The 12,315-nt window shown below is 70.6% G+C and carries 8 protein-coding genes and 1 pseudogene; 6 read left to right on the top strand and 3 right to left on the bottom strand.

Translation table 11 applies throughout. The features are described from left to right. Positions 1-98: 98 nt before the first annotated feature. The 3 genes from ACLLJJ_RS14755 (at position 99) to ACLLJJ_RS14745 (ending at position 6,285) form a co-directional block, all read left to right on the top strand. Positions 99-1,538, top strand: a complete 1,440-nt coding sequence (locus ACLLJJ_RS14755; protein WP_434590952.1) for a flotillin family protein — start codon at positions 99-101, stop codon at positions 1,536-1,538. 68 nt (positions 1,539-1,606) lie between these two features. Next, positions 1,607-5,017 (top strand): tetratricopeptide repeat protein, encoded by a 3,411-nt coding sequence (locus tag ACLLJJ_RS14750; RefSeq protein ID WP_434590949.1) that lies wholly within the window; start codon positions 1,607-1,609, stop codon positions 5,015-5,017. A 152-nt stretch (positions 5,018-5,169) separates the two neighbouring features. Continuing rightward, positions 5,170-6,285: an ADP-ribosylglycohydrolase family protein gene (locus ACLLJJ_RS14745; protein ID WP_434590946.1), complete on the top strand. Its 1,116-nt coding sequence runs from the start codon at positions 5,170-5,172 to the stop codon at positions 6,283-6,285. 258 nt (positions 6,286-6,543) lie between these two features. Here ACLLJJ_RS14745 and ACLLJJ_RS14740 read toward each other — a convergent pair. Beyond that, a pseudogene (locus tag ACLLJJ_RS14740) lies at positions 6,544-7,131 on the bottom strand (sodium:solute symporter family transporter); the annotation flags it as partial. A 218-nt stretch (positions 7,132-7,349) separates the two neighbouring features. After that, positions 7,350-8,132 (bottom strand): SDR family oxidoreductase, encoded by a 783-nt coding sequence (locus ACLLJJ_RS14735; protein ID WP_434590943.1) that lies wholly within the window; start codon positions 8,130-8,132, stop codon positions 7,350-7,352. An 85-nt stretch (positions 8,133-8,217) separates the two neighbouring features. Between ACLLJJ_RS14735 and ACLLJJ_RS14730 the strand changes: the two genes are divergently transcribed. The 3 genes from ACLLJJ_RS14730 (at position 8,218) to ACLLJJ_RS14720 (ending at position 11,968) form a co-directional block, all read left to right on the top strand. Next, entirely contained in the window at positions 8,218-9,057 is an 840-nt protein-coding gene (locus ACLLJJ_RS14730; protein ID WP_434590940.1) for a hypothetical protein, read from the top strand. A gap of 131 nt (positions 9,058-9,188) precedes the next feature. Further along, entirely contained in the window at positions 9,189-9,608 is a 420-nt protein-coding gene (locus ACLLJJ_RS14725) for a hypothetical protein (RefSeq protein ID WP_434590938.1), read from the top strand. Next, a complete protein-coding gene (locus ACLLJJ_RS14720) occupies positions 9,605-11,968 on the top strand; it encodes a tetratricopeptide repeat protein (RefSeq protein WP_434590935.1) in 2,364 nt (787 codons plus the stop codon). Before ACLLJJ_RS14725 ends, ACLLJJ_RS14720 begins: the two co-directional genes overlap by 4 nt. A 97-nt stretch (positions 11,969-12,065) precedes the next feature. Here ACLLJJ_RS14720 and ACLLJJ_RS14715 read toward each other — a convergent pair whose 3' ends face one another. Continuing rightward, the gene (locus ACLLJJ_RS14715) at positions 12,066-12,275 is read right to left on the bottom strand and encodes a DUF397 domain-containing protein (RefSeq protein ID WP_434590932.1); all 210 of its coding nucleotides are present in this window, start codon (positions 12,273-12,275) and stop codon (positions 12,066-12,068) included. Positions 12,276-12,315: the final 40 nt, after the last annotated feature.

The following is a 12,315-nucleotide window of genomic DNA, read 5'->3' as shown; positions in this document are numbered from 1 at the left end:
CCGACCCACCCTCCCGACCCACCCTTCCTGATCAATTCGACTGACCAATAAGACCAATTCGAACTGCCGTCCCCCGGGAAGGCAGGGGGGACATGTTCATGAGCCCAGTTGTCATCGCTGTTGCGGGAGTCGTCGTTCTCCTGGCCCTGCTGGCCCTCGCCGTAGTGACGCGCTACAAGGTCGCGGGCCCCAGCCAGGCCTTCATCATCACCGGCCGGCGCGGCAAGAAGTCCGTCGACCCGGTCACCGGCAAGACCTCGACCGACCAGAGCGGCCAGAAGGTCGTCGTCGGCGGCGGCGTCTTCGTCGTGCCGTTCGTCCAGCAGAAGTTCACCCTCGACCTGTCCAGCCGGCACATCCCGATCGCCGTCCGCGGCGCCGTCACGCTGCGCGGGGTGAAGGCCAACCTCGAAGGCGTCGCGATCGTCAAGGTCGGCGGCAGCGAGGACTCGATCCGGGCGGCGGCCCAGCGATTCCTCCAGCAGCAGGGCAGCATCGTCAGCTTCACCCAGGAAGTGCTGTCGGGCGCCCTGCGCGCCATCGTCGGCCGGATGTCGGTCGAGGACATCATCCGCGACCGGGCCGCGTTCGCCGGGCAGGTCGCCGAGGAGGCCGAGGCCAGCCTCTCCGGGCAGGGCCTGGTGCTCGACGCGTTCCAGATCCACGACATCACCACCGAGGGCTCCTACCTGGAGGACCTGGGCCGGCCCGAGGCCGCCCGCGCCAAGCAGGAGGCCGACATCGCCGAGGCGATCGCCAAGCGCGCCTCGGAGCAGGCCCGGCTGAAGGCGGCCGAGGAGATCGCCATCGCCGAGCGGACGTACTACCTCAAGCAGGCCGAGATCCGCGTCGAGACCGAGGCCGCGGCCGCCCAGGCCAACGCGGCGGGCCCGCTCGCCGAGGCCGCGCGCCAGCAGGAGGTCCTCGCCGAGCAGGAGAAGGTCGCCGAGCGCCAGGCGGCGCTGACCGACCGCGAGCTGGACACGAAGGTCCGCAAGCCGGCCGACGCGGCCCGCTACCAGGCGGAGCAGGAGGCGGAGGCCCGACGCGTCTCGCAGGTCAAGGCGGCCGAGGCCGACGCCGAGCGGTCCCGGCTGACCGGTGAGGGCGAGAAGCTGCACCGCTCCGCGCTCGCCGCGGCCGTACGGATCGAGGGTGACGCCAACGCGGCGGCCATCGCGGCGAAGGGCTCGGCGGAGGCCGAGGCGATGCGGAAGAAGGCCGACGCGTTCGCCCAGTACGGCGACGCCGCCGTCCTCCAGATGCTCGTCGAGGTGCTGCCGCAGGTCGTCGCCAAGGCGGCCGAGCCGCTGAGCGCCATCGACAAGCTGACCGTGATCTCCACGGACGGCGCGAGCCAGCTGTCCCGTACGGTCGCGGACAACGTCGCGCAGGGCATCGAACTGCTCAACTCCACCACGGGAGTCGACCTCGCCGAGATGCTCAAGGGCATCACGCAGCGCGGCACGCTCCCCAAGGCCGCGGCGCCCGCCACGGATTCGGCGTCCGACAGCCGGAAGATCCCGATCAACGACTGAGCGCGGTGGGCGAAAGGGCCCGGGGGAATACGCCCCCGGGCCCTTTCGCCGGTGTCAGACTGCTCGTCATGACTCAAGCGCGACCGTCGATGCAGGAGCTGATACGCCGTCGCAGGCGCGCCGGGTTCGTCGGACGCCGCGACGAACTCGCCTCGTACCGCGCCAACTTCGGCACCACGCCGGACGACGAACGGCACCGGTTCATTTTCCACGTCCACGGCAACGCGGGCGTCGGCAAGACCTCACTGGTGCGCGAACTGGAGCACACCGCGCGCGAGCGCGAGGCGCTGACGGCGTACGTCGACGAGAACGTGAACAGTGTGCCCGAGGCGATGGCCGCCATCAGCGCCCAGTTCGCGCAGCAGGGAAGCGTGTTCAAGACCCTGGACCGGCTCCTCGCGACATACCGCCAGCGCCGCCACGAGGCGGAGTCCGCGTCGATGGCGGTGCCCGACCCGCAGCAGGACGCAGGGGCCTGTGCCGGGAACCCGCCCCCGTCGGCGGGCAGCCTGGCCGTCGCGCAGGCGGGGCTGGTCGGTCTCGGCATGGTGCCGGGCATCGGCGCTTTCACCGGGGCCGTCGATCCGGCCCAAGTGGCGCAGGGCACCGACCGGTTGCGGGCGGCGCTCAGTGCGCGCTTCGGTAAACAGGAGGACGTCGCGCTGGTCCTCGACCCGCTCCAGGTCCTCACCCCCGTGCTGGTGGCGGAGGTGGAGCGGGCCGCCGCCGACGCGCCGTGGATCGCCCTCTTCTTCGACACGTACGAGCGGACCGGCCCCTTCCTCGACACCTGGCTCCGCGATCTGCTCACCACGGAGCGGTACGGCGCCCTGCCCGCCCACACGGTCGTCACCCTGGCCGGGCAGCCACGCCTGGACCCGCGCTGCTGGGCGGATTACATCGACTTCGTGGAGGACCTCCCGCTGGAGCCCTTCACGGAGTCCGAGGCCCGCCAACTCCTGTCCGCGAAAGGGGTGGTGGAGGAGGCCGTGGTCCAGGACGTGCTGCGCCTCTCGGGGCGGCTGCCGGTGCTCGTCTCGACCCTCGCGGAGAACCCGGGCGAGGTGAACGCCCCCAGCGCGACCGCCGTGGACCGGTTCCTGAAGTGGGAGCAGGACCCGGTGCGTCGGGCCGCGGCGCTGGCGTGCGCGCTGCCCCGGCGGCTGAACGAGGACATCTTCGCCGAGGCCGTGGAGGAGGAGGCGGCCGGGCTGTTCGGCTGGCTGGGGTCGCTGCCGTTCGTGACCGACCGCGGGGGCGGCGCGCAGTACCACGACGTGGTGCGCGCCCCGATGCTCAGACTCCAGCGCACCAGTTCACCGCAGCGCTGGACCGCACGGCACACCCGGCTCGCGGAGGCGTTCGCACGGTGGCGTGCGGCGGCGGCGCAGGGCGTGGAGCCCGACGAGCTGTGGGAGCACGAGGGCTGGCGCGAGCTGCGCCTCCAGGAGGTCTACCACCTGCTGTGCGCCCAGCCGCAGTCCGCGTTGCCCGGTGTCCTGCGGGACGGCGTGGATGCCTGCGACGAGGGCCAGGCGGTGGCCCGCCGGTGGGCGCGCACGGTCGCGGAGGCGGGCGAGGACGCGGACGCCCAGATACTGCGGAAGTGGGGCCAGGACTGCCTGGACGCCCTGTCCGACGAACAGGGCGGCTCGATCAGGGTGCTGGGCCTGCTGCTCGACCGCGCGGGATTCGACAGCGAGAGGTCGGCGAGGGCGCTGGTGGTCCGGGGCCACGACCACTGGCGGGCCAAGCAGTTCCCGGCGTCGATGGCGGACTACGACCGGGCCGTCACCCTCGATCCGGCCAACGCGCGGGCCTACTTCGGGCGTGGGCTCACCCACCGGGCGGCCGAGGACTACGGCCGGGCGCTGGCCGACCTCGACCGGGCCGACGCGCTGGAGCCGGATACCTCATGGATCATCGAGCAGCGTGGGGAGACCCTCCGGCACGCCGAGCGGTTCGAGGAGGCCGTCGTGGAATTCGACCGGGCGGTCGAGCTGGACCCGGCCAACTCCCGGGCCCTCGCCAGCCGAGGCCAGTGCCATCACCAGCGCGGCCGGTACGCGCGGGCGCTGGCCGACTTCGACCGGGCGATAGAGCTGGACCCGGAGTACGTGTGGGCACTGGTGAGGCGTGCGCATGTGCGGCGTGAGCACGGGGACGTCGCCGGGGCGCTCGCCGACCTGGAACTGGCGACCGCCGTAAGCCCGGAGGACGCCTGGGTGTGCGGCGAGCGCGCCGTGGTGCACGAGCTGGCGGGCCACACCGACGAGGCGCTGGCGGCGTACGGCCGCGCGATCGAGCTGGACCCCGAATACGACTGGGCCTACGCCGGCAGGGGCCTGATCCTGCACGGGCAGGGCCGGTCGGCGGAGGCGCTCGCGGACCTGGACCGGGCGATCGAGCTGGACGCCGACTACGTCTGGGCGCTGATCCGCAGGTCCGAGGTCCGGCGCGCCCTCGGGGACGAGGAGGGCGGGCGCGCCGACATGGACCGATCCATGCGGGTCGAGCCGCCGAACGGCTGGGTGTACGCGCTGCGCGGCGAAGAGCTGAGGCTCACCGGCCGGAACGAGGAGGCCCTCGTCGACTTCGACCGGGCCGTCGCGCTCAAGGCCGACTACGGGTGGGCGGTCGGCAGCCGAGGGCAGGCGCTGTACGCCCTCGGCCGCTACCCGGAGGCGCTGGCCGACCTCGACCGGGCCGCCGAACTGCTGCCGTCCGACGCGTGGGTCCTCGCCTTCCGGGGCGCGCTGCACCTGGTCGAGGGGCGCCAGGACCTGGCGGTACGGGACCTGGACCGGGCGATCGCCCTCGACCCCGAGTACGGCTGGGCCCTGGAACGGCGGGCGCGGGCAGCGCTGACCACCGGACGCCCCGAAGCCGCGCTCGGCTACCTGGAGCGGTGCCTGGAGCTGGAGTGCGACGCCCTCGGGACGCACACCCGCCGCGCGGAGGCGTACCTGTACCTCCGCCGGCCCGCTGAGGCGCTGGAGGCGCTCGCCGCCGCGGAGCGTGCCGGGCCGCTCCGGATACTCGGCCTGCACCTGTTGGCCGAGGCCCACCGGGCAGCCGGCCACTTCGCCGCCGCCGCCGGGGTGGCGGAGCGTCTGCGCGCCGAGGACCCGGGGACCGCGGCGTTCCACGACGCCGTGCTGGCCTCCCGCATCGAGGGCCTGGAGCGCGCCCGGGACGCATGGCGGGCCGCGGAACGCCTCTACCCGTACGAGGTCCCGGGCACCCCGACCCGCGCCGAGACCGGTGAGCTCGCCATGGTGGCCTGCGCGCTGGGCGAGTGGCGGCGGGCGGCCGAGCTCCTGGACGCGTTCCTGGCGGGGTGTCCGCCCTGGGACGAGCTGGCGGACACCGAGGGCGATCTGGCCGAGCTGCTGCTGTGCCCCGGCGCAGACACCGCCCGTCTGGAGCCGATGCGTGGTCGTCTCGCCGCCGCCATGGAGGCCCGTGCGGCCGGCTAGTCCACACGGCGGTCCGCCGTCGTACGTCCGCTGGACACTGCGCAAAGCGGACTCGGAGTGCGACTGTTCACATACCGTTCTCGCCCCCTGAACAGCGCGTTCCGGGTCGATTACAGTGCTGCGCCAGACGTCGTACGCGAAGGGCAGAAGCGGTGAGCGCAGCAGTCACAGCCGTGTGGGGCCGCACGGAGCAGCAGGACTTCCGCAGCAGGGTCCGCGGCTGTCTGCTCGGCGGCGCCGTCGGTGACGCGCTCGGTGCGGGCGTGGCCGCGCTCTCCCTCGACGAGATCAGGGCGGTCCACGGCTCCGACGCCGTCACCGGCCTCGTGCCCGCGTACGGCAGACGCGGCGCGGTCACCGCGGGCACCCAGCTGACCCTGTTCACCGTGGACGGGCTCATACGGGCGCAGGTGCGCCGCGATACCGGTGCCTGGCACCCGCCCACCGACGTGCACCGCGCGCACCTGCGCTGGGCGGCCACCCAGAGCGACTGGGGCCCCGACGAGCGGCGCAAGGACAACGGGTGGCTCGCGTGCGAGGAGTGGCTGTACGTACGCCGTGACCCCTCCCGCGAGTGCCTCACCGGCCTCGCCGACGACGTCATGGGGACGCTGGAGAAGCCCAAGAACCCGACCGCCCGTGATTCGGGCGCCCTCACCCGCTCGGCGCCGTTCGGGCTCCTGGTGGGCTGGGAGCCGCAGCTGGTCTTCCAGCTCGCCGTCGAATGCGCGGCGCAGACCCACGGCCACCCCACGGCCTATCTCTCGGCCGGGGCACTGGCCGTCATCGTGCACGGCCTGGCGCGCGGCGAGTCCCTCGACGCGTCCGTGCAGCGCTCGCTCGCCCAGCTGGCCGCGCGCCCCGGCCACCAGCCCGTCACCGACGCCCTCAAGCACGCGCTGGGCGCCGTACGCCAGGGCCTGCCCGCGCCGGCCCGCGTCGAGTCGCTGGGGGACGGCCGGACGGCCGAGGACGTCCTGGCGGTCGCCGTGTACTGCGCGCTCGTCGGCGAGGACATCCGCCACGGCCTGCGCCTGGCCGTCAACCACGGCGGCGCCTCCGCGGAGACCGGCGCGCTGTGCGGCAGCCTGCTCGGGGCGCTGCACGGGGAGACGGCGCTGCCGCCCGCCTGGCTCGCGGAGATCGAGGGGCGCGGTACGGCGCTGGAACTCGCCGACGACTTCGCGATGGAGATGACCCAGGGCCCGGCGCTGCACGGCCCGGCGATCGCGAACCCGGGCTGGCTGACGCGGTACCCGCGGGGCTGACCCGGGTCGGCCGACGCGCTGTCCGCGGGGCTGCAGAGCCCGATCGCCGGGCCCGCTCAAGGATCGGGCGGGCCCGGCGGTCGTGGCCGTGCGTTCTTCGGCGTGGGCCGGGTGTCAGTCCTTGGCGCCCTCGCGCCCCAGCACCTTCGCGTCACCCGCCCCCGCCGGTGCGGGCACCGTGGCGGCGGCGCCGGCCGAGTCCGGGCCGTCTCCGTCACCATCGGTGTTGATCATGAGGAGTACCGCGTCGCGCTCCGGGGGCCACACCAGCCACAGGGCCGCGGAGAGGCGGGCCGAGCGGGTGGCTTCGCGTGCGTTCTTCGTGGCCATGTAGCGCTGGGCCTGGTTCCACATGCCGCCGGAGTACTCGAACGTCTTGATGAACAGATACGCCAGCAGGAACATCATGGTGAAATCGCCGGTCAGCGGGTCGTTGTGGTTCTCCGGGAGCTTGTCCCAGACGGTCCACAGCGAGCTGAAGCCGCCCAGTTCGCCCATCACGGCGATCAGCGTCGCGCTACCGGCGAAGAGCTGGATGATGAACTGCCCCAGCTCGGTGAGGGCATCCGCCCACAGCCCGCCGACCGTGCAGTAGACGCCGGTGATCAGGATGCCCTGGTTGAGCGACATGCCGGTGAAGACGGACAGCAGGGTGGCGATGGCGGCCCATGTGGCGCCGACGTCGACGATCTTCAGCAGGACGCCGGACCAGGCGAGTGCCTGCTGTGTCTGGATGTTGTAGCGGTTTTTCAGGTACTCCAGCGGCGAGGAGACGTGCAGCCGCGAGCGGAGCCGGTTGAGCCGGGGTGCGAAGAGATTTCCGCCGATCATGATGCCGATGCCGATGCCGATCGGCGCCTTCGGCGGTCACGAATGTGAACGCAGGTCAGAAAGAGGAACGTCTTTACTCTTCCTTGACCCGCCTGGACATTGTCGTGAACGTGACGACGGCCACACGATGGGCGGGCGCTTCGTCAGACGCCGAGCACGCAGAAAGGCCGCACGGGATGCGGGTCCCGTGCGGCCGAGAAGAGGAGAGAGAGCTGCCTTGACCACTTCACATGTCAGCGCATGAGTTCACCGGCGTTGACGAGCAGCGACTGACCGGTGATGGAACGGGCGCGGTCGCAGGCCAGGAAGATCGCGGCCTGCGCCACATCCCCGTCCGTGGCAAGCTCGGGCAGCGCCATGCGTTCGGTCAGCCGGCCGAGTACCTCCGGCTCCGGCACCCCCTCGGTGTGCGCGGCGAACTGGACGTACGCCTGCACCGGCGGGCCCCACATCCAGCCGGGCAGCACCGTGTTCACCCGGATCCGGTGCGGCCCGAGCTCGCGGGCCATCGAGTACATCGCCGAGGTGAGCGCGCCCTTCGACGCCGCGTACGCCGCCTGCTCCACCTGGGACGGTGCGGAGATCGCGGACTGCGTCCCGATGATGACGACCGACCCGCCGTGCGCCTTGAGGCCGGGCAGGCAGGCGCGGGTCATGCGCAGGGTGCCGAGCAGGTTGACGTCGATGACCTGCTGCCAGGTCGCGAAGTCCGCGTCCTGGAGGCCGCCGAAGTAGCCGTCCCAGGCGGCGACATGGACCACCGCGTCGATGCCGCCGAACCTCTCGTGGGCGAGCGCGGCAAGCGCCTCGCACTGCGCCTCGTCGGTGATGTCCGTCGAGCGCCAGGCGGTGTGGCCGCCGTCCGGGTCGATCTCGGCGGCGGACTTGGCGAGGCTCGCCTCGGTGCGGGCCCCGAGCACGGCGTTGCCCCCGTCCCGGACGACAGCGGCGGCGACCTGATGGCCGAGCCCGGCGCCGACCCCCGACACGATGACGGTCTTCCCCTGAAGCAACATGCTCGCCTCCGGCCCCTGGCAGTTTGTCTGGCGGGCCGTCAGGGTAGGTGCGTCCGTCGCCGGAAGGAAGGGAAGGGGAGCCGCGATGAGTGAGCAGACCCGCAGTGAGGTGTACGCCGAACTGGCCTCGGTCGGCCCGTACGGCGTCCACCCCGGCCATGCGCTGATCACCATGGTCGAGCCGCATCCGGGCCACGAGCACGCGTACAACCGCTGGTACGAGGACGACCACTTCATCGCGGGTGCGATGGCCATGCCCTGGATGTACGCGGGCCGCCGCTGGGTCGCCACCCGCGACCTCCAACTCCTCCGCCACCCGGCGGAGTCGGCGGTGGCCGACCCGGTGACCGCCGGGTGCTACCTCTCCACGTACTGGATCACCGAGGGCCGCTACGACGAGCACATGAAGTGGACCGTCGGCATCAACAAGCGGCTGAACAGGGACGGGCGGGTCCACCAGGACCGTACGCACATCTTCACGGCCTTCCAGGACCGCGAGGTCACGGTCTACCGCGACGGAGCCGACGGCCCCCGCGACTTCCACGCCCTCGACCACCCCTACCGGGGCCTGGTCCTTGAGGTCATCGACACGGAGAGCCCCGAACAGCGGGCGGAGCTGCTCGACTGGCTGCGCTCGAAGCACCTGCCGGAGCGGCTGGCGGGCTCACCGACGGCACTGGTGACGGTCTTCCGCCCGACGCCGCTGCCGGGCGACCGGATGACGTACGTGAAGCAGGTCGAGGGCGTCGACACCCGGCTGACCCTGCTCTGGTTCCTGGAGGCGGACCCGCGCGAGGAATGGGAGGAGCGCTTCGGCGGCCTCGGCGACGAGGTGGCGGCGGCGGGGCTCGGGCGGGTGGAACTGGTGGCGCCGTTCATTCCGACCCTGGTGGGGACGGACCGGTACGTCGACCAGTTGCGCTGATGCGCCGGCTGCATCCGGGTAATTCGGTGCGGTCGGCAGGTGGCCAGGACCACCTGACAGCGACCTCCCCCGCACTTAGTGTGGTCGTTCGGCCCGGCTGTCGACGGGTACCGACTGAGTGGGGGATGTAGATGGAAGCGCAGCTGATCGACCTTGCGCGCGCTGCGGGTGCCGCAGTGGTCACGCTCATGGCCACGGACGCATGGGAGAGGACACGGGACGGGGTTGTCGCGCTGTGGCGCAGGGCAAGTCCAGCACGCGCAGACGGAGTTCGGATCGAACTTGACGCGGCTCGGGACGATCTGCTCGCCTCCGGCGAGGACGGCGCCGACGATTTGACCGAACAGGAGCTTTGCGCGGAGTGGACCGGTCGCGTGCGACGACTCCTCGGTGAACGTCCCGAAGTCGCCGCGGAGCTGCGTGCACTCCTCGCGGATCTGGATACCGAGGTTCGGGACAACGCCCCCCACAGTGTGCAGATGCGTGCAGAGGCATCCGGCAGCGGTCGTGTCTACCAAGCGGGTCGAGACCAGAAGATCAACGAGCGGTGAGTGGGTACGAACGCGACGCGGAGCATCAGGTGCATGGCCGTGCCTCGGGGCATGGCCGCGTGTATCAGGCCACCGGTGACCAGTACCTGACGGAGCACCATCATCACTACCCGGCGGAAGAGCCCTCTTCCCTCTTCGGGCCGTCCATGCAGCGAACGGTGGTACGGGCCTCACGCAACCAGCGTTACGACTGGCCGGCGCCGGACTCCGTCCGTACCGCACTGGTCGGTCGAACGCCCCTGGTCCTACGGGACCGGGAGGGCCTCACCCGGAGGCTGCTGTGTGCTGCACAGGACGAACGGGGCGGAATCCATGTGCTCCACGGACTCGGCGGCTGCGGCAAGACGGCCGTTGCTCAAGCGGTGTTCAACTCGGCCACGCGCCAGAGCGGTCGTATCGGGCTGTGGGTCAACGCGTCCGAACGAGCCACGCTGAGGTCGGGAATGCTGGCGGTCGCCGCCGACCGGGGCGCGGAGGCGGGCGAGCTGGCAGCTGCCTACGACGGTCATCGTGCCTCGGCCGACCTTGTCTGGCACCACCTGCACTACTCGTCCCAGCCTTGGGTTCTAGTTCTGGACAATGCGGATGATCCCGAGGCCCTTGGGGAAGGCGCGTGGCTCAGGGCGAGTCCCCAAGGCACGGTCATCGTTACCACGAGACACGCCAGTTCGCAGGTATGGAGTGGAGCTGAGCTCCACAGGGTGGGAGTACTTCCTGTGGAGGACGCCGCGCTGCTGCTGCGTGACCTCGCACCACGGGCCGGTACGGCCAACGAGGCGGCGAAAGTAGCCAGCAGGCTTGACTGTCTGCCTCTTGCGTTGACCTTGGCCGGATCATTCCTGTCCAGTCAACTACTGGAGAGTTGGACCATGAACGACTATCGACGGCGCTTGGACGACGACCCCATTGAATTGCTCGACCGGGGCGCGGTTCCGGGCAGTTCGGAGAGGAATGCCCGGCAACTCGTCGGCCGAACCTGGGGAATTTCGCTCGATGCTCTCGACAGAGAGGGCATCCCTGAGTGCGTGACGTTGCTGCGCCTGATCTCCTGCTGGAGTTCGGACCCGCTGCCGCTCTCCTTGCTGCTTCCCGCGGAGGTCGAAACATCGGGATTGGGCGCGGCCGATCCGCCCTTGCCGGGGCAGAGAGTGGAGGCCGCTCTTCGGGGGTTGCTGGAGCATTCGATGGTTTCGATCGTCGAATCCGAGGAGAGCGGCGAGGTGGTTCGCTGCGTCAAGGCGCACGGAGTAGTGCTGGACAGCGTGGCAGCCGCAGTCCCGGCCGCTCAGCGGCCGCTTCTTCTTGACGCGGCCGTACTGTTGATCGGTCGTGAAGTCCCGGCCGACAGCCGCGGAGAGCAGGCGGCGGGTCGCATTCGGCGGCTCGTACCGCATGTGGCCAACATGCTTCGCCGCGTGGAGGACCCAGCCCCTGCCCCTGGCGTCATCGATGTCGCGACCCGGGTATCGCGAATGGTTTTTGACAGCGGCGACTATCAGGCATCCCTGTCACTCGCTCAGGCAGCCGCGGAAGCGGCGGAGCGCATTCTGGGCGCACTGCACCCTGCGACCCTGCGAGCCGGCCATCGTTCGGCGAAGGCACTGTTCAGGCTGGGTCGTTTCGAAGAGTCTGAGGCCTTGCACCGAGAAGTTCTCAATCGTCGGGAGAGCGTGCTGGGTTCGGAGGACCCGGAGACGTTGGAGAGTTTTCTGGACATTCATGAGCCACTGGCTCAGCTGGGCAGGCTCGATGAGTGCCTGGCGTCTCTTCGGCGAACAGAGCAGCTGCACAGCCGAGTTCTGGGGCGCGCCCACCCGGACACCCTGCATGTCCAGGCGCTGCTCATAGAGTATGTGGCTGAGGTCAACGACATTGAGGAATTCGACAGAATCGCGTCGGCCACTGTCGCCACCTGCGAGGAGATGCTTGGCGCCGAGTCATTGGCCACTGTGACTGCTCGTCACAATATGGCGTACGGCCTCTACCGATTCGAACGATGGGAGCAGGCCGAGGTATTGGCTCGGCAGGTGCTGTCGGACCGTGAGCGTCTGCAGGGCTCGGATCACGCGTTGACTCTGTCCGCGACAGTCTTGTTGAGCTGGGTCCTTGCCGAGCGCGGTGCGCTGGCGGAAGCCATCTCCCTTGGGCGACTTGTGGTTGTGGGACAGGAGCGGGTACTGGGAACCGAGCACCCGTATCTGCTCGCGAATCGCACGAGGCTGGCAGGTTTTCTGGCGACTGCCGGGGAGCGGGCCGAGGCGCGAGCTTTGGCAGAACAGAATCTGCCGCTGTGCGAGCGCGTGCTGGGGGCGGACGACTCCGTAACGGTGGAGACCCGCAGCCTGCTGGTTGGCCGGTAGAGCGGCGTCCAGCCCCCTCGGCCAGGACGGCGGGCCGGTCGAGAGGGAGTGCTTCAGGCTGCGGTTCAGACTGGTAGGTCGGTAGATGCCTCTCCGGTCAGGCGCGCCGCTGTGTGGATCGGCCGACATCCAGGATGAACGCCGACCACGTCCCCTCCGTGAAGCCGAGGGTTCCGCAGTCGGGGGCCTTCGAGTCGCGGACGGCAACGGCGCCTCGGCTCGCTGTCTTGATCTCCACGCAATCCCCATTGACGGCGGAGTAGGACGACTTGGTCCATTCCGTCAGCTCGTCATGCCGAATTCGCATAGTGACTCCGATGGTTGTGCCAGTTGTAGCGCCTGGTTCG

Origin of the sequence: Streptomyces sp. A5-4 (assembly GCF_051131715.1) — a bacterium.
Classification (GTDB): domain Bacteria; phylum Actinomycetota; class Actinomycetes; order Streptomycetales; family Streptomycetaceae; genus Streptomyces.
Note: the sequence above shows the minus strand (reverse complement) of the source record. Positions and strands in the feature narration are given on the sequence as shown.